Source organism: Micromonospora pisi (assembly GCF_003633685.1).
Taxonomy (GTDB): Bacteria; Actinomycetota; Actinomycetes; order Mycobacteriales; family Micromonosporaceae; genus Micromonospora_G; species Micromonospora_G pisi.
On record NZ_RBKT01000001.1, the window covers coordinates 4,035,958 to 4,053,211 of the forward strand.

Sequence of the window (17,254 nt, forward strand, 5' to 3'; positions counted from 1 at the left end):
GTCAACAGCCGACACGGCACAGCCAGGAGAGAGCCGGGCATCGATCGGATTCGGTACGACAGGCTGATCATGGCACGGGTTGTCAACGAGGAACGCCCGGTCGTCGCACCGAACAGGTGGTCCAGATGGGATGATCGGCTAGCCCCGCACCGACCCGTTCACACACCCGCGATGTCGTAGACCGTCGCGCTCGCGGTGACGGTCCGGGTGTCGACGTACGTCCCGTGCTTCGCGGTGAGCTTGTAGGTGTGGTTCTCGACGCTGCCGGGGACGCCGCCGCAGGAGAACGTGAAGCTCTCCGTACCGATCGCGGGGTAGGTGCCGTAGAGGCCCGGCCCGTCCACCGCCAGTTCCACCCTCTCCGCCCCGGAGACCTTCCACTCCAGCGTCAGCGGCACGGCCTCGACCGGGAACTCCGAGGCCCCCTGTGGGCAGCTCGGCTTCTGCTTCACCCGGAACGACGTGATCCTCACCGGCGAGGCGGCGTCAGCAGGGCCGGCGGAGGTGGCGGTGCCGGGTTGGCCGGGCGCGTTGCCCGGCTGACCAGCCGGGGTAGCCGTCGGACCTGACCCGGTCTGGCCGGCCGACGCGGTCGGGACCGGGCCGGTGACACCGGGGTCGACCGACGCGCTGGCGGAGGGAGCCAGCTTGCCCGTCGGGGCCGACCGGCGGTCCTCCGCCGAACAACCCATCGTGGCCAGCGCCAGCACACCCACCAGGGGCGGAGCGAGAAACCGGGCGGCGCGACGGCGGACCACCACTGTGGACGCCCTGCTGGCGCGCTCCCCGACGTACCGGCCGGCCACGATCCTGTTCATCGGTGCTCCCTGCGGGAAACTCGCCCCGGCCGAGGCCCGGCCGGGTGTCGGATCCCAAGGTAGGGAGCGGACCGGCCTGAGCGAATCCCGCTTTCGTGCCGACCCCGACGATCAACCGCGAAGTCCCGGTACGGATGGCTACCGGGGCGGTGCGATCCGCCCCTCGATCGCCGCCAGCGCGATGTCCCGCCGGTGGTGGGAGCCGTCCAGCTCGATCCCCTCGATCAGGGCGTACGCCGCGTCCCGCGCGACCTCCAGGTCGGGGCCGATCGCCGTACCGGCGAGAACCCGGCCCCCGGCGGAGAGCAGGGCACCGTCGCTGTCCCGGCGCGCGGTGCCGGCGTGGATGATGCCGGGCCGGTCGGCGCCGGTGATGACGTCGCCGGTGCGGGCCGCCTCCGGATAGCCGGCCGAGGCCACCACCACGGCGACCCCGGCGCCGGCGCGCCAGCGCAGCGGCGGATGCGCGGCGAGCGTGCCGGTCGCGGCCGCGTTCAGCAGCCCGGCCAGCGGCGTCTCCAGCAGTGCGAGTACGACCTGCGTCTCCGGATCACCGAACCGCGCGTTGAACTCGATCACCTTCGGCCCACGGCTGGTGATCGCCAGGCCGACGTAGAGCAGGCCGGAGAAGGGGGTGCCCCGGCGGCGCATCTCGGCCAGGGTCGGCTGGACCACCCGGGCCATCACGTCCTCGACCAGGTCCGGCGACGCCCACGGCAGTGGCGCGTACGCCCCCATGCCGCCGGTGTTCGGGCCGGTGTCGCCGTCGCCGACCCGCTTGAAGTCCTGGGCCGGCAGGAGCGGCAGCGCGGCCTCCCCGTCGGTGACCACGAAGAGGGAGACCTCGGGGCCGGCCAGGTATTCCTCGACCACCACCTGACCGCAGGCGGCGGCGTGTTCGAGGGCGTGTGCCCGGTCCTCGGTCACCACGACGCCCTTGCCGGCGGCCAGCCCGTCGTCCTTCACCACGTACGGCGCGCCGAACTCGTCCAGCGCCCGGGCCACCTCGCCCGGGTCGGTGCAGGTGTACGCACGGGCGGTCGGCACGCCGGCCGCCGTCATGATCTCCTTGGCGAACGTCTTGGAGCCCTCGATCCGGGCCGCCGCACCGGAGGGGCCGAAGACCGCGATGCCCTTGGCCCGGACGACGTCGGCGACCCCGGCCACCAGCGGTGCTTCCGGGCCGATCACGACGAGGTCCGCGCCGACCTCCACCGCGAGCGCGGCGACGGCGGCCGGGTCGACCGCGTCGACCTGCCTCAGCTCCGCCACGCTGGCTATGCCCGGGTTGCCCGGGGCTGCGATGAGCTGCTCGACCGAAGGATCAGCGGCCAGCCCGAGCGCGAGCGCATGCTCCCGCCCACCACTGCCGATAAGAAGTACGCGCACGACGCCCGATCCTACGCGTTCCCCCACCCCGCCCTGTTGATCATGAAGTTGGCGCGCGTGCGGCGCGGTTTCCCTGGGTTCAACTTCATGATCAGCGCCCCTCGACCTCGCGCAGGTTATCCACAGGAGGGTGGGGGTTATCCACAGGGGGTGGAGGGGGCGGGGGTGGGCTAGCAGGTTGGGGGAATGGATGCATCGACGACCATTCGGCGAGTCGCCGCGAGGCAGGACGGCGTGGTGACCTCGCCTGGCCCCATAGGACTTATCCCACCTTTTGACCCGCGAGCAGGCGCGAGCCGCAGGACTGACGGACCGCGAGATCGAGCGACTCTGTCGCAGCCGAAGGTGGCGACGACTGGCGCGCGCGGCGTACCTCGTCGAGCCGGCCCTTGACCCCATGGCGACGCGACGCGCCCGGATCCGGGCCGTGGTGGCGTCATTCGGACCGGAGGCGACGGCCGTGCTCGGCACCGCCGCCGAACTGCACGGGCTCGCGGGATTACGCACCGACCCGAAGGTGCATGTCTCCGTACCCGGCGCGGTGGCGCGGCCACTGCGGTCCAGCGACCCCGCCGCCGTGGTGCACCAGCTGCTGATTCCGCCCGCACAACTCGGCACGGTCGCCGGAATCCCGACCACCACCGCCCCGCGTACCGCCGCCGACCTGCTACTCCGGCTGGATCGGTTCGCGGCGGTCTCGGTGCTGGACTCGGCACTGAATCGAGGGTCGGTCGACGAGACAGACCTGACCGGCGTACGCGCGATGCTCGCCCGACGACGTGGAGCCGTCGACGCCCGACGGTATCTGGCGGAAGCGGACGGGCGAGCCGAGTCCCCACTCGAAACGCGGGTACGCCTGCGCTGCGCTGACGGCGGAGTCCCCCCGGACGAACTGCAGCACCCGGTACGCGACGAGGACGGGTACCTGCTCGCGCTGGGGGACCTGGCCTGGCTCCGCGAGCGGATTATCGGCGAGGCGGACGGCGCCGAGGTGCACAGCACCCCGGACGCCCTCTACCGGGACCGCCGACGGCAGAACCGGATCGCCAACGCTGGCTGGCGCGTGTTCCGTTTCACCTGGGCCGACACCCAGGACCCCGACTACATCCCCTCGATCATTCGTGCCGCCCACCGACGACGCCGGACCCGTTGATCATGAAGTTAGCGCGCGGTTTCGGCCCGAATGACGCACCAACTTCATGATCAACAAGGAGATCGACGAGGAGATCGACGAGGAGATCGACGAGGAGATCGGGATGGACGACGGGTGGGTCAGAGGAGGGGGTGGCGGACGACGTTCTCCTCGCGGCCGGGGCCGACGCCGACGACGCTGACCCGGGTGCCGCAGAGTTCCTCGATCCGCGCGATGTAGCGACGAGCGTTCTCCGGCAGCTCAGCCTCGGTACGGGCCTTGGTGATGTCCTCCCACCAGCCGTCGTGCTCCTCGTAGATCGGCGTGGCGTGGTGGAACCCGGTCTGCGTCATCGGCATGTCGTCGAACCGCTCACCGTCGATCTCGTAACCGACGCAGATCGGCACCTTCTCCAGACCGGTCAGCACGTCGAGCTTGGTGACCACCAGGTCGGTGATGCCGTTGAGCCGGGTCGCGTACCGGGCGACCACCGCGTCGAACCAGCCCGTCCGCCGCTCCCGGCCGGTCGTGGTGCCGTACTCGACACCGACCTTGCGCAGGTGCATGCCGTTCTCGTCGTGCAACTCGGTCGGGAACGGGCCCGACCCAACCCTGGTGGTGTACGCCTTGGTCACACCGATGACCTTCGTGATCGCGGTCGGCGGGATGCCCGCCCCCACGCAGGCCCCGCCCGCGGTCGGGTTCGACGAGGTCACGAAGGGATAGGTGCCGTGGTCCATGTCGAGCATGGTCGCCTGGGCGCCTTCCAGCAGCACCGTCTCGCCCCGGTCCAGCGCGTCCCAGAGGATCGTCCGGGTCTCCGCGATGTACGGCCGCAGCCGCTTCGCGTACTCCAGGTACTCCTCGGTCACCGCGTCCACGTCCAGCGCCTTGCGGTTGTAGACCTTGAACAGCATCTGGTTCTTCTCGCGCAGCGCGAGTTCCAGCTTCTTGCGCAGGATGCCCGGATCGAGCAGATCCTGCAGCCGGATCCCCATCCGGGCGACCTTGTCGCCGTACGCCGGGCCGATGCCCCGACCGGTGGTGCCGATCCGGGCCGAGCCGAGGTAACGCTCGACCACCCGGTCCAGTGCACGGTGGTGCGGCATGATCAGGTGCGCGTCGCCGGAGATCCGCAGCCGGGAGACGTCGACGCCCCGCTCGGCCAGGCCGTCGATCTCCTCGAGCAGCACCTTGGGATCCACCACCACCCCGTTACCGATCACGATCATCGCGTTCGGGGAGAGGGCACCGGACGGCATCAGGTGCAACGCGTACTTCTGCCCGTCCGGCGTGATCACGGTGTGCCCGGCGTTGTTACCGCCGGAGTAACGGACGACGTAGTGGACCTGCTCTCCGAGCAGGTCGGTAACCTTTCCTTTGCCCTCGTCGCCCCACTGCGCCCCGATGAGCACGATCGCTGGCATCTCAACCCGCCTTCGAGGGGCTCGGGTGCCAGGTGGCGACCGCGTGGCGAGCCCGAGGTGTCAGATTAACAAGAAGTGACAGCCCCGCCGGTAGTGGCCGGGGAGACAGGCAGGAGGCCACCGCCCGTGTACGACGTGGTGCTACTGACCCTCGGGTCGGGCCGGGACGGCTCCGCCGGCTGCGGCAACGGTGACGGCTGCTGCGGTTCGGCCGCCGGCAGCGCTGACGAGAGCTGCACCGACACCCCCCGCGTACCCGTGCTGACCTGCGCGGACGCACTCACCGCCCGAGGCGCCCGGGTGGAGATGATCACCGCCCACTCGGACGCGGAGATCGACCAGGTGCTCGCCCGACTGGACGCACCGGCCCGCCCGGACGGCCTCACCTGGCCGGAACAGGACAGCAAGACCCGGCTGATCATCGCGACGGCGAGTGACGGACAGTTACGCGCAGTGATGCGCCGGATGGTCCGCAGGTACGCCCCGCCGCCGAGCAAGCGGCCGGCCGACCTCGCCGGCAACCGGACCGTGCCCGACCTGCCCCCGATCGGCCTGCTCCCGCTCGACCCGGCCGGCGCCGGACGCGACGGGGCGCCGACGGACCTGGTCGGCCAGCTCGGTCTGCCCCGCGACCCGGCCGACGTCGCCACCGCGCTCCTCGACGGCCCGGTCCGCCGCCTTGACCTGCTCCGCAACGACGGCGGCTCGGTCACCCTGGACGGGGTGCTGCTCGCGCACGCCGACGACGACGGCCGCACGGTTCCGTGGCGGGGCCGGGTCGAGGTGGACGACACCGTGCTCACCAGCGGAGACGATCCCGTACTCGCGTGTGCCGTCGGCAACGGCCGGGGCTACGCACAGCTCGCCACCCTCCCGTTGCTGGCCGAGGCCGACCTGGGCAGCGGCGTGGTCGAGGTCGCGGTTGCCGTCCCGGTGCTCGCCGGTCCCCGCTGGGGCCGCAAGAAGGTACGCATCGAGGTGCGCCGGGCCCGGGGACGCGCGGTCTCGGTCGTGCCCCGCGACGGTGACCTGCCGTACGTGGACGACGGCGTCAGCGGCAAGCTGGGGCGCAAGCGCTCCTGGTGGATCGAGCCCGGCGCGTGGGCGGTCTACAGCCGCTGACCTGGTATGTCGGCCCTCGGCCGGGCTCGGTGCCCGGCTCGAGCCGCCCCACGGGCATATCCTCGGGCGGAGCAGGGGGGAGTTTGCCGTGATGGACGACCAGCCGAACCAGCACTACCGGCCGGGCCCCGGGGCGGCGCCCCGGGACGTCGAGCCGTTCTGGCCGCCGGACGAGATCGTCGCCGAGCCGCAGCAGACCGGGCCGGCGGGTGCGAACAAGCCTCCGACCGGACCGGACGGCGGAGCACCGGGGCCCGGTTCGGCGACGACCGTGACGCCCGGAGTCGGCGCGGACGTGGCCTGGGGAGGCGTCCCGTTCCCACCACCCGCCCCGTCTACGGCGCCGCCACCGCCCCTCGCCCCGGCGCCAGTGGTTCCTCCGACGCCGGGGCCTGCCGTAACGCCCCCGACCCCGCCGGAGGCAGCGCCGGTGACGCCAGCTCAGCCACCGGCACCGGTTGAGGCCGACCCGTGGGCCCCTTCCGCTCCGACCCACGCTCCCGCCCGGGGTACGGCGCGCGGATCCGCCAGCCCACCGGTGCACCTGGACGACCCCTTCACGCTGGGCCTGTTGAACGACGGCACCGGCGGCGCCACCGGAACCACCGCACCGAGCGGCCCCGACCCCCGGGCGGTACGCGCCACCCCGCCGGAGTCACCCTGGGCGCAGCCACCGCAGCGTCCCGCCGCCGAGCACCCGGTCACGCCCCGCCACCCGGCCACGCCCAGCCACCCGGTCGAGCCGCCCACCGGCGAGCCCCGTCCGACGAACCCCGCGCACCCCTACCCACCCGACCCAGGGCACCCGCAGGGCGCGGGGCACCCGCAGGGCGCGGGGCACCCGCAGAGCGCGAGGCACCCGCACCATCAGGGACAGCCGCAGGGCCAGGGACAGCCGGCGGGCCCGGCACCGGGCGTGCCCGGACAGCCTGCCCAGACGCCCGGCGGAACGGGATACCCGCCCGGTGCGGGACATGCACCAGGCGCGGGACATGCACCAGCGGTCGGCGTACCCGGATATCCGCCGGCGCCGCGAACGGCGCCGCACCCACCGGTCGGCCCCCACCAGCCCCGCGCCGAGGTCCACCCCGGGGTCGCCCAGGTGCCCCAGCAGCCCTACCGGGAAGCCCCCGGAGTGACCCGGATGCCACCGCCGGGCCCCGCCTACCCCGAACCGGCCTGGACGCCCGACGACTCGACCCCGACCGCCGAGGAGTTCGCGCGCCGCCGGGCCAACCGGCCCGCCGACCCGATCGCCACCATGGGGGTGCGGGCGGCGGTCAACCGGAGCACGCTCGGCCTGGTCCGGCTCTCCCCCAGCCGGCACGAACAGGAGATCCGACAGGACGTCGAGATGGTCCGCCGGAACTTCGGCGGGCTGCGCCAGGTCACCGTGGTCAACCCGAAGGGTGGGGCGGGCAAGACGGTGGCGATCCTGCTGCTCGCGATGACCTTCGGACAGAAGCGCGGCGGATACGTCCTGGCCTGGGACAACAACGAGACCCAGGGCACCCTGGGCATGCGGGCCCAACAGGACTTCCACTCCCGTACCGTCCGGGACATGCTGCGCGACCTGGGGCAGTTCCAGGTCTCCCACGGGCGGGTCGGCGACCTGTCGCAGTACGTCCGCTCCCAGGGGGAGGGCATGTTCGACGTGCTCGCCTCGGACGAGTCGGCCACCGGCGGCGAGATGCTCACCGCGACCGCCTTCGCGGAGATCCGCGAAGTGGTCAGCCGCTTCTACAAGCTGATCTTCGTGGACACCGGCAACAACGTACGGGCGCAGAACTGGCAGGCCGCGATCGACGCCACCGACCAGCTCCTGATCACCATGTCGGCCCGGAACGACTCCGCCGAAACCGCCGCCCGGATGCTCGACCACCTCGAACAGAGCGGTCGGCAGCGGCTGGTACGGCAGGCAGTGACGGTGGTCTCCATGCCGCCGTCACGCAAGGAGATCGACCTACCGGCGATCCAGCGGCACTTCGCCGCCCGGACCAGGGCGGTACTGCTGGCCCCGTACGAGCGGTTGATCGACACCGGCGAACCGATCCGCTACGGCCAGCTCTCCAGCGCCAGCCGGGACGCCTGGCTCAAGATCGCGGCAGCGGTCGCCGAAGGGCTGTGACGGCTCCTCCCTGTTCCGTCGGAAACGACCGGAACAGGGAGGACACCTGCGGAGAAGGGGGTCGGTCAGCTACCGGCGTCGGTCAGCTACCGGCGAGGGCGTCGCCCGCCTCGGGGTCACAGTCACGCAGGAACTGGGCACAGCGGGCCGCCTCGTCCGACTCGCCGATCTCGCCGGCCGCCCGGGACAGCACGTGCAGGCAGCGCAGGAAGCCCTGGTTCGGGCCGTGCGACCAGGGCACCGGACCGTGTCCCTTCCAGCCGCTACGGCGCAGCTGGTCCAGCCCACGGTGGTAGCCGGTACGCGCGTACGCGTACGCGGTGACGACCTGGCCCTCGGCGAGGGACCGGGAAGCCAACGCCCCCCAGGCCGCACTGAAGGTCGGGAAACGCGCGGCGACCGAGGCGTACGCCTCGTCGGTGTTGGCCTCGACAGCCTCGGCGAGGGCGGCCTCGGCCGCGTCGTCGCTGGGGAGGAGGGTGGCCGGCGGTTCCGGCAACAGACTCTGCATCGCCCCATTGAACCTGCCGGACCTCGGCGATGGCGAGGCGGGATACCCGTCGGGCTGGCTGAAAGGCTGAGGCTTTGCTCACGCGTGCGGCCGGTGCGGGCGATGGCCGACTCGACTACAAATAGAGGTCCGGAGCCTCCCCAGGACCCGGTAAAGAGAGTCCGGTGACCTCGGTCACCGGACTCTCGCCGTACCAGCCGCCGGGCGGCGGGTGTGATCGCCGGGCGCGCGAGAGGATGGCGTACGTGCCCACGCCATCCCCGACCCACCTGCTCGGACCGGACGACACCACCGAGTTCGAGATCGAGTCCCGCGCCGAACTCGACCGCCACCTGCGTTCCGGCAGCCTCGCCGGGCTGACCGTGCAGGGACTACGGCTGGATCTCGAACCGCCGCCCGACCTCACCACCGTGGAACTGACCGACACGCTCTTCATCGGCTGCCGGTTCGCCTCCCGTCAGGTCGAGGTGGATCTCATCAGCCGCGGCGCCCACCTCCTGCCGCCCTTCGCCGACCTGCCGTACTCGACCCAGCCGCCCCGGCTCTACACCCCGGAGGAACTACTCGACGGATTCGCCACGGGTGGCTTCACCGGCATGTTCGACGCCCGGGTGTACGAGCACTTCACCGCACACGGTGGGGCGCTGCCGCCAGTACGCGAGGCGCTCGCCCAGCGGATGCACGACCATGGCATGGACAACGCGCTCGCCGACGCCACCCGGAGCTGGTTGGCGGTCCACGGGCCCGGTTCGGTGATCGGGGTGATGGGCGGGCACGCCGTACCGCGCGGCAGTGCGGCGTACCGGCTCGCCGCCACGCTCGGCTGGGAGCTGGCGCGGGCGGACCGGCTGGTGGTGACCGGTGGCGGTCCCGGCGTGATGGAGGCGGCGAACCTCGGCGCGTACCTCTCCGCCCGGTCAGCGGAGGAGCTGTCCGCCGCCATCGACCTGCTCGCCGAGGCTCCGGACTTCGCCGACCACGACCGGTACACCTCGGCGGCGGTACGGGTCCGGGCCGAGTTCGGGCCGACACCGGGCGGGCCGGGGTCGACCACGAGACTCGGTGTGACATCGGACGGTGGCGGTATCGCGCCGACGCAGCGGGCCGGTGACGAGGCCGTCGTGGCCGACACCGTCGGCTGGGCCCGGCGCGGCGGGCTCTCCATCCCGACCTGGCTCTACGGTCACGAACCGGCGAACCTCTTCGCCGGCCGGATCGCCAAGTACTTCTCGAACGCGATCCGTGAGGACACGCTGCTGCGACTCGCCCGGGGCGGCATCGTCTTCGCCGCCGGCCGGGCCGGCACGGTGCAGGAGGTGTTCCAGGCGGCGACCAAGACCTTCTACGGCACCGACGGGGCGAGCGGGGCGTACGTCTTCCTCGACCGCGCCTTCTGGACCGAAACGCTTCCGGTCGAGTCGCTGCTCCGCCCGCTGCTCGCCCTCACCCCGTTCGGTGACCTCACCGGCTCGATCCACGTGACCGACGACGTGCACGAGGCGGTACGGCTGCTCACCGCCGCCTGACCGGGTCCGGCAACTGGCGGACGCGACGGCCGGTCCCCGAATCCGGGAACCGGCCGTCGCGTCCGCGCAGCGGGTTACTACTTGCCGGCGAGGGTGGTGCCGGTGGAGCGAAGGTGCTCGCACGCCTCGACGACGCGCTGGGCGAGGCCGGCCTCGGCCTGCTTGCCCCAGACCCGCGGGTCGTACATCTTCTTGTTGCCGACCTCGCCGTCCACCTTGAGGACGCCGTCGTAGTTGCGGAACATGTGGTCGGCGACCGGACGGCTGAAGGCGTACTGGGTGTCGGTGTCGATGTTCATCTTCACCACGCCGTAGTCGAGCGCCTCCCGGATCTCCTCCAGCAGCGAGCCGGAGCCACCGTGGAAGACCAGGCTGAGCGGCTTGTCCTTGCCGTACTTGGCGCCGACGGCCTGCTGGATCTCGTTGAGGATCTCCGGACGCAGCTTCACGTTGCCGGGCTTGTAGACGCCGTGCACGTTGCCGAAGGTCAACGCCGCCATGTAGCGGCCCTTCTCACCCAGGCCGAGCGCCTCGACCATCTGGAGGCCGTCCGAGACGGTGGTGTAGAGCTTGTCGTCGATCGCGCCCTCGACCCCGTCCTCCTCGCCACCGACCACGCCGACCTCGATCTCGAGTACGACGTGCGCGGCGGCCGCGTCATCCAACAGCCCGGAGGCGATCTCCAGGTTCTCCGCGACCGGTACGGCGGAGCCGTCCCACATGTGCGACTGGAAGAGCGGCGCCTCACCACGGGCCACCCGCTCCTTGGAGAGCGCCATCAGCGGGCGGACGAAGCCGTCGAGCTTGTTCTTCGGGCAGTGGTCGGTGTGCAGCGCGATGTTGACGCCGTACTTCTTCGCCACCTCCGTGGCGAACAGTGCGAACGCGACCGAGCCACTGACCATGTCCTTGATCGAGGGACCCGAAAGGTATTCGGCACCACCGGTGGAGACCTGGATGATGCCGTCGCTCTCCGCGTCGGCGAATCCGCGCAGAGCGGCGTTGAGGGTCTGCGAGGAGGTCACGTTGATTGCGGGGTAAGCGAACCTGCCCGCCTTGGCGCGGTCCAGCATCTCCGCGTAGACCTCGGGGGAAGCAATGGGCATGTCGAACGCTCCTTACTAACCACTTCGGCCGCTACGGCCGCTGTCTCACGTGTACGCGCCGGACCGCGCTGTCCTTCGCGGGCAGTATCCCGCAGAACACCCCGCCGGACGCAACCGACCCGGATCGACACCGGTGCGGTTCGAAGCACCAGGCTCGGGCCGGTCGGGTACGCCTCACCGGCGGTCGAGCCGGTCGGGTACCACCAGGCTGATCAACCAGCTGACCACCGCGACCACGATGCCTCCCCAGAATGCCGCCCCGAAGCCGTTCACGTGGAACGGGAGGTCGAACTCGCCGGCGATCCAGTCGGTGAGGAGGAAGAGCAACGCGTTCACGACCAGGGCGAACAGTCCCAGGGTGAGTACGTAGAACACGCAGCCGACCACATGGATGATCGGCTTCAGCACCATGTTGACGACGCCGAAGATCACCGCCACGACCAGCAGCGTCAGCGCGTTCTCCCCGGCCGACCGACCGGAGACGTCGATCCCCGGCACCAGAAGCGTGGTGACCCAGAGCGCGACCGCCGTGATCACCAATCGGATCAGGTAGCCCACCGGCCCATGGTGTCACCGTCACCGCCCGCCGGGGCGCCAAACCGGTCGACTGGGGTCGGCACACGCCGCCCGCCCGGCGCTGGGCGGGCGGCGTGTGCCCTGGTGGGCGGGCCGTGCGCGTTCCTGTTTGCCGGCACGTACCCGGCGGACCGGCGGGCCAACCCGTACGGTGGGAGGGGCACCGCGGACCGGAGGAGGCGACGATGACCCAGCCCGAAGATGAATCTGTCCTCGGCGAGGAGTTCGCCCCCGGCGACCATCTCGACCCGGAGGAGCGGGACCCGGAGGCGTCCGCCGAGGACGCCGTCGAGCAGTCGGCCGCCGCTGATCCGACCGACGCCGGCCCCGCCTCGGCGACCGACGCGGGGCAACTGCCCCGTGGGCTCGAGGTGGACGAGTGGGACGCGTTGGAGCAGGCCCGGATCATCGGGCCGGAGGACGACTACCGGTAGCCGTCCGCGCCAGGGCCGGCGCGCCCGGTTCAGCCGTTCTTCGGCGCGACCATTTCGGGGTGGGCGGCCACGAAGCTCGGCAGTTCCCCGTCGCGGGCCGCGTGCAGCATCTCCAGCGACTCCTCGGTCAACCGCTGGTACGAAATTCCGTTGATCTTGACTTCGGCGAAGTTGCCCTGGTTCGTCTTGAGCACGACCAGGTCGTTCGCGGCGACGCCCTTGAGGGTGAAGATGAAGTCCACGATCGGCACACCCTGGGTGTCGAGGATGAACGCCTTGCCGGCGGCGGTGACAACCCGGTTGATCTTGCCGAGATCGGTGACCACGCCGGCGCTGGTGGCCTTGGTGACGATGGCACGGATGAGTTGCTGCTGGTGGCGCTGACGGTCGTAGTCGGTCTTCGGCAGGCCGTACCGGATCCGGGCGTAGTCGAGCGCGAGTTCCGCCGACATCGACCGGCAGCCGATCTCGTGCACGACGACCTTTCCGCCCGGCGGCACGTCGAAGACCCGGTGGCTGGCCTCGTCGAACTTGATCGGCACGATCTTGCCGTTGCGGTCGTACGCCAGGTGGATCGAGGAGGCGCGCTGGTCGACGCACATGTCGACACCGCCCAACTCCCGAATGACCGACTGGAAGCCCTGGAAGTCGATCAACGCGGCCCCGTTGAAGGTGAGACCGGTCTGGGCGTGCAGGGTCTTGGCGAGCAATTTGAAGCCCCGCGCCCGCTTCTCGAGCTCCGTACCGTCGCCCCGGTAACCGAATTCGAACGCAGCGTTGATCTTGTCCGTGCCACCTGGATAGTCAGTCTCGGGATTGGCCGGAATCGGTACCCGCCAGTCCCGTGGGATCGAGATCAGATACGCCTGGTCGTGCGTTGCCGGGATGTGCACGATCATGATCGTGTCGGACCGAGCGCCGGCATCCCATCCCGGCCGGACATCGATGCCGGCCAGAAGCAGGTTGAGGGCCCCGTCGATCTTCTTGCCACTGGGCGCGCTGGTCCTTCTCGGCGCACGGGCGTCGTCCGCGAGCAGGGTGGTCTGGGTGATGTTCGAGGTCGCCTTGTCGATCGCCACCCGGGTGACCGCATAGGCAGCCCCGCTCATCGCGAGCAGCACGCAGCCCGCGATCACCACCAACCTCGCCCACAACGGAGTACGCCGACCCGACCGCCGAGCACGACGCTTACTCTTTGTTACTTCACTGTCCACATCTGGTACGTCAACCAATACCGAGTCGCCACCCTTGGCTTTGCGAAACCGCATCGTCACCGTCCGGATCCCCTGTTGCGCTGCCCCTGCATCACTAAGGACGAAGCTGAACCAAGAAAGGGATGCAGAGTATCGACAACTTCGTGGATAAGTACGAGAAGGCTCTCATGATCGGCCGTTCGGTCAGAAATCGCGCCACAGGTCGATCTGTCGATGCGTCCGACCGTACGCTCCGAAAGCTTCGCCTGTACCCCCACGGGAGGACCCCTTTCATGCGTAACACCAATGCCCGGCGTTGGTTCGCCGGGTTTGGCGTCGTAGGCGCGCTCATCACCACCGCGGCTCCTGCGACCGCCGCACCCGAGCAGCCCAGCCTCGGTGTCTATTTCATGGACAGCACGATCGCGGCGGACGGTCCGGGCATCAAGGATGCCCCGATCCTGTACGGCTCCGAGTCGCTCGCCCTGCACAATGTCAAGATCACGTACGACTTCAGCGACCTGGCCGGAAAGGTACGCCTCCCCGACCAGGGTGACGGCGCGTGGTGCACGCCGACCGACGCCACCCACCTCGTCTGCTCGGCCCCGGCCGAGTTGGACCACGTCGACCTTGTGGACGAGTGGGGTACCTCCGGGCTCTACAGCGCCACCATCGTCCCGGTCAAGGGAGTCCAGGACGCCGAGGGCACCGTGAAGGTCAGCTTCGGCGCGGCCGGCTTCGACACCGTCACCCACGAGGCGCGGATCCGGATCGGCGAGGGTGTGGACCTGGCCACCGGGCCCGAGCAGCGGGCAACATCGCAACCGGGCGGGAAGTTCACCAGCCCGATCACCGTCCGCAACATCGGCGGAACCACGGTCAACGGAACCAACGCGCTCTTCTTCAACGACTACGCGATCCGCGCGGAGAAGCAGTTCAGCAACTGTACCTACGTGGCGGACGAACTCCGCTCCTGCCGCTTCGACGAACCGCTGGCCCCCGGCAAGTCGTACTCCGCGACCCTGCCGTACCTGCTGGGCACCGACACGTATGCGCCGGGCAGCGAATACGGCGAGATTTCATGGCTGACCACGGCCGAATTCGAAGACTTCTCCGCCTACCTCGCGACCAACGGCATCGAGATCGGCAAGCCGGGCACCGGCGGTGAGCTGAAGCTGGCGGAGGTGGCCAGCGCCAACTCCCGCAGGGCGCAGGCGGACACCGATCCGACCAACAACTGGAGCAACCTGGAGGTCACCGTCACCGGCAAGAACGGTGCCGACCTCGCCGCGGTTGGCGCCAGCGTCTCCGGTGCGGCCGGCAAGGTCGTCCCGGTGGCCATCGGATTCCAGAACAACGGCCCGGCGACGATCGACGCCAGCCGGCGTGGCGGTGCGGTCACCAGCGTGGACATCAAGGTACCGACCGGTACGACTGCGGTGACCGTACCCGAGTACTGCTTCCCGTTCGAGGGCGACGAATTCGACTGGGCGAACCCGGGCAAGCCCGGCGCACCCAACTACCGGTGCCACTCGGAATCGATCGTCGTCGCGGGCGAGAAGCACACCTTCGACTTCGGCTTCCGGGTCGACCAGGTGATCGCCGACGCGGCCGGCCAGGTCACGGCCAACCCCAAGTGCGAGTGCGAGAGCTACTTCCCCCAGGACCTGGACCCGGCGAACGACGTGGCCAAGATCCTGGTCAATGCCACCGGCAACGACGGCGAGGGGGACAGCGGCGCCGGCGGTGGTGCGGGCGGCCTGCCGATCACCGGCGCCTCGGCCGGCCTGATGGCGGGTGTGGGCGTGCTGGTGCTCGGTGCCGGTGCGGTCGGTCTCGTGCTGGCGCGGCGTCGCCGGATGCGCTTCGTCGCCTGATCCAATCCTGTTCGCGCACGCCCCGTTGGCCGGTGACCGGCCAACGGGGCGTGCGTCGTTTCCGATCCCCGCCGTGCAACAGCTCACCGCTGTGCGGCGTCCTGGGTCCGAGGAGGTGGAGATGCAGAGCGCGGATGGTCAAGCATTCGAGGAATTTGTCCGGGCCCGCTCGGCGGCCCTGGTCCGCTATGGATACGTACTGACCGGCAACCCGCACGACGCCACGGACCTGGCGCAGGAGGCGTTGGCCCGGCTCGGGTCGACCTGGTCGCGGCTACGCCGTAAGGACGATCCCGAGGGATACGTACGCACCACCATGGCTCGGCTGCACATCAGTTGGTGGCGGAAGCACCGGCGCGAGCGACTCACCGGCGAAATGCCGGAACAGGCGCACACCGAGCCGGGGTTCGCCGCCGCCGACGGTGACGGCGGGCTGTGGCAGGCGTTGGCCCTGTTGCCCCGGCGGCAGCGTGCCGTGCTGGTGCTGCGCTACTACGAGCACCGCAGCGACGAGGAGATCGCGGAACACCTGGGCGTCACCCGGGGAACGGTACGGAGTCAGGCGTATCGCGGGCTGAGCAAGTTGCGCGCCAGTTGGCATTCGGAGAGCACGACGAGGCAGGAAGGGATGGTGCAGAGCGGGCGATGACCGACCAACTGGAAGACGAACTGATCCGTACCCTGGCCCGCGCCGGGGCGACCGCACCGCCACCCGAGACGGACTTCGTACCCGAGGTCCGACGCCGCCAGCGGCGACGCCGGCAGCGGAGGGTCACTGTCGCCGCGGCCTGCGCGGTGGCGCTGACGATCGTCGGCGGCCTGGGCGTGCTCCGGCCCACCGAAACGGCCCCCACGCCGGACCCGGAACCGATCACCACCGCCACCGACTGGTCCGGGGAGATCCCGGAGTTCGCCACGCTCAAGTCACCTGAGCAGGTCTGGCCCCGAGCGGTCCGCAAGCTGCCCGGCACGCTCCCCAACGGCGACGAGTACGCCGTGATGGCGATCGTGGACCGGGATCGCTACCTGGTGGTCAGCACGGCCCGTCCCAGGGGTCCGTTGGTCTTCGACACCCGAACCGGCGCCATACGTCCACTCGCCGATCCGTCCACCGGCACCGGAAGCCCCATCGGCGGCGGGGTCACCTCTCTGGTGGTCGTGGGAGAAGAGGTGGTCTGGATAGCCGACGTGGCGAACCCGAGCAGTGCGGGATGGCTCGCACTCTGGGCGGCCCCACTCGACGGACGGACCCCGCCACGCCTGCTGTACACGTACGTCGAGATGGACCACGTGGGTCCACACCTCGGCACGGCGGGGGACAGTGTCTACTGGCGGCAGGACGAGGGCAGGCGCCCGGCCGGCATCTACCGGATCCCGCTGACCGGCGGGGAGCCGACCCTGGTTCCCGGGTCCGGGGCGTTCTACCTCAGCGGCCTCTCGCCCTGGGTGGACACCCACACCCGGCTGACCCCGGTGAACGGGGAACCGACCTCGGGTGAGCTGTGGAACCTGGTGACCGGTGAACGTCGTCCCTGGACGGCTGCCCCGACCATCGAATCTCTCCAGTGTGATCCGGTGCTCTGCCAGGCTGGGGCCCTGCACCAGCGGCCCTCGTTACAACGGTTGGACGGCAGTGGTCTCCAGCCGTTCGCGGACCGGTCCGGAACGACGGCCGGTGTGTGGGGAGGAATGACCACCGCGCTCGACGGCCGGTTCGCGACGGCCTGGTTCGAGACAGCGTTGAGCCGCTTCCCGTTCGTCTGGGATCGCTTCAGCGGGAAAGCAGCGGTGGTCAAGACGCCGCGACCAGCGACGGCGACGGGATCGTTCGGACAAAACAGGGGTTCCGATCCCTGGATGTTGACGAACTCCGGGAGCGCGCTCGTGCAGTGGTCCGACGGGAAGGGCGGCACCTACCTGCTCGATCTGCGGGCCATCCGGTAGGAGTCGACCGGTCAGGTGGAACGGCCGGCCCGTCGGCGGTCATCGCTGACGGGCTTCGGCCGTGCCGGTTT

At 70.4% G+C, this 17,254-nt stretch carries 15 protein-coding genes; 8 read left to right on the forward strand and 7 right to left on the reverse strand.

Annotated elements, in window-relative coordinates; genetic code table 11:
• Positions 1-158 precede the first annotated feature (158 nt).
• Positions 159-818 (reverse strand): hypothetical protein, encoded by a 660-nt coding sequence (locus BDK92_RS17035; RefSeq protein ID WP_121157600.1) that lies wholly within the window; start codon positions 816-818, stop codon positions 159-161.
• Positions 819-956: 138 nt separating this feature from the next.
• Positions 957-2,207 (reverse strand): phosphoribosylamine--glycine ligase, encoded by a 1,251-nt coding sequence (gene purD / locus BDK92_RS17040; RefSeq protein WP_121157601.1) that lies wholly within the window; start codon positions 2,205-2,207, stop codon positions 957-959.
• A gap of 397 nt (positions 2,208-2,604) precedes the next feature.
• Between purD and BDK92_RS17045 the strand changes: the two genes are divergently transcribed.
• Positions 2,605-3,360, forward strand: coding sequence for an endonuclease domain-containing protein (locus BDK92_RS17045; protein ID WP_246017084.1), 756 nt, complete (start codon positions 2,605-2,607; stop codon positions 3,358-3,360).
• 119 nt (positions 3,361-3,479) lie between these two features.
• On the opposite strand, the gene BDK92_RS17050 is transcribed toward BDK92_RS17045, so the two are convergent.
• A complete protein-coding gene (locus BDK92_RS17050) occupies positions 3,480-4,766 on the reverse strand; it encodes an adenylosuccinate synthase (RefSeq protein ID WP_121157602.1) in 1,287 nt (428 codons plus the stop codon).
• Positions 4,767-4,892: 126 nt separating this feature from the next.
• Here BDK92_RS17050 and BDK92_RS17055 point away from each other — a divergent pair, with 126 nt between their 5' ends.
• On the forward strand, positions 4,893-5,888 hold the full coding sequence (locus BDK92_RS17055; protein WP_121157603.1) for a diacylglycerol kinase family protein: 996 nt from the start codon (positions 4,893-4,895) through the stop codon (positions 5,886-5,888).
• 91 nt (positions 5,889-5,979) lie between these two features.
• The gene (locus BDK92_RS17060; RefSeq protein WP_425462239.1) at positions 5,980-8,016 is read left to right on the forward strand and encodes a MinD/ParA family ATP-binding protein; all 2,037 of its coding nucleotides are present in this window, start codon (positions 5,980-5,982) and stop codon (positions 8,014-8,016) included.
• 82 nt (positions 8,017-8,098) lie between these two features.
• On the opposite strand, the gene BDK92_RS17065 is transcribed toward BDK92_RS17060, so the two are convergent.
• Positions 8,099-8,527 (reverse strand): DUF3151 domain-containing protein, encoded by a 429-nt coding sequence (locus BDK92_RS17065; RefSeq protein WP_121157605.1) that lies wholly within the window; start codon positions 8,525-8,527, stop codon positions 8,099-8,101.
• Between the two features lie 245 nt (positions 8,528-8,772).
• Here BDK92_RS17065 and BDK92_RS17070 point away from each other — a divergent pair, with 245 nt between their 5' ends.
• Positions 8,773-10,053 carry an LOG family protein gene (locus BDK92_RS17070; RefSeq protein ID WP_425462240.1) on the forward strand — a complete coding sequence of 427 codons (1,281 nt, stop codon included), beginning with the start codon at positions 8,773-8,775 and terminating at the stop codon, positions 10,051-10,053.
• Positions 10,054-10,130: 77 nt separating this feature from the next.
• Here BDK92_RS17070 and fbaA read toward each other — a convergent pair whose 3' ends face one another.
• Positions 10,131-11,159: a class II fructose-bisphosphate aldolase gene (gene fbaA / locus BDK92_RS17075; protein ID WP_121157607.1), complete on the reverse strand. Its 1,029-nt coding sequence runs from the start codon at positions 11,157-11,159 to the stop codon at positions 10,131-10,133.
• Positions 11,160-11,333: 174 nt separating this feature from the next.
• On the reverse strand, positions 11,334-11,717 hold the full coding sequence (locus tag BDK92_RS17080) for a phage holin family protein (RefSeq protein WP_121157608.1): 384 nt from the start codon (positions 11,715-11,717) through the stop codon (positions 11,334-11,336).
• 203 nt (positions 11,718-11,920) lie between these two features.
• On the opposite strand from BDK92_RS17080, the gene BDK92_RS17085 reads away from it, so the two are divergent.
• Positions 11,921-12,169, forward strand: a complete 249-nt coding sequence (locus BDK92_RS17085; RefSeq protein ID WP_121157609.1) for a hypothetical protein — start codon at positions 11,921-11,923, stop codon at positions 12,167-12,169.
• A gap of 29 nt (positions 12,170-12,198) precedes the next feature.
• Here BDK92_RS17085 and BDK92_RS17090 read toward each other — a convergent pair whose 3' ends face one another.
• A complete protein-coding gene (locus BDK92_RS17090; RefSeq protein WP_170208604.1) occupies positions 12,199-13,305 on the reverse strand; it encodes an LCP family protein in 1,107 nt (368 codons plus the stop codon).
• 350 nt (positions 13,306-13,655) lie between these two features.
• Here BDK92_RS17090 and BDK92_RS17095 point away from each other — a divergent pair, with 350 nt between their 5' ends.
• The 3 genes from BDK92_RS17095 to BDK92_RS17105 all read left to right on the forward strand — a co-directional run bounded on the left by BDK92_RS17095 (position 13,656) and on the right by BDK92_RS17105 (position 17,183).
• Complete coding sequence (locus BDK92_RS17095; protein WP_121157611.1) at positions 13,656-15,239, forward strand: LPXTG cell wall anchor domain-containing protein; 1,584 nt, start codon at positions 13,656-13,658, stop codon at positions 15,237-15,239.
• Between the two features lie 121 nt (positions 15,240-15,360).
• Positions 15,361-15,888, forward strand: coding sequence for a SigE family RNA polymerase sigma factor (locus BDK92_RS17100; RefSeq protein ID WP_121162303.1), 528 nt, complete (start codon positions 15,361-15,363; stop codon positions 15,886-15,888).
• Entirely contained in the window at positions 15,885-17,183 is a 1,299-nt protein-coding gene (locus BDK92_RS17105) for a hypothetical protein (RefSeq protein WP_121157612.1), read from the forward strand. Before BDK92_RS17100 ends, BDK92_RS17105 begins: the two co-directional genes overlap by 4 nt.
• Positions 17,184-17,254 lie beyond the last annotated feature (71 nt).

What these genes read in the sequence shown, in the direction of transcription:
- BDK92_RS17035 (WP_121157600.1), bottom strand. Translation starts at nt 818, where the DNA reads ATGAACAGGATCGTGGCCGGCCGGTACGTCGGGGAGCGCGCCAGCAGG.
- BDK92_RS17045 (WP_246017084.1), top strand. Translation starts at nt 2,605, where the DNA reads ATGGCGACGCGACGCGCCCGGATCCGGGCCGTGGTGGCGTCATTCGGA.
- BDK92_RS17050 (WP_121157602.1), bottom strand. Translation starts at nt 4,766, where the DNA reads ATGCCAGCGATCGTGCTCATCGGGGCGCAGTGGGGCGACGAGGGCAAA.
- BDK92_RS17060 (WP_425462239.1), top strand. Translation starts at nt 5,980, where the DNA reads ATGGACGACCAGCCGAACCAGCACTACCGGCCGGGCCCCGGGGCGGCG.
- BDK92_RS17065 (WP_121157605.1), bottom strand. Translation starts at nt 8,527, where the DNA reads ATGCAGAGTCTGTTGCCGGAACCGCCGGCCACCCTCCTCCCCAGCGAC.
- fbaA (WP_121157607.1), bottom strand. Translation starts at nt 11,159, where the DNA reads ATGCCCATTGCTTCCCCCGAGGTCTACGCGGAGATGCTGGACCGCGCC.
- BDK92_RS17085 (WP_121157609.1), top strand. Translation starts at nt 11,921, where the DNA reads ATGACCCAGCCCGAAGATGAATCTGTCCTCGGCGAGGAGTTCGCCCCC.
- BDK92_RS17095 (WP_121157611.1), top strand. Translation starts at nt 13,656, where the DNA reads ATGCGTAACACCAATGCCCGGCGTTGGTTCGCCGGGTTTGGCGTCGTA.
- BDK92_RS17100 (WP_121162303.1), top strand. Translation starts at nt 15,361, where the DNA reads ATGCAGAGCGCGGATGGTCAAGCATTCGAGGAATTTGTCCGGGCCCGC.
- BDK92_RS17105 (WP_121157612.1), top strand. Translation starts at nt 15,885, where the DNA reads ATGACCGACCAACTGGAAGACGAACTGATCCGTACCCTGGCCCGCGCC.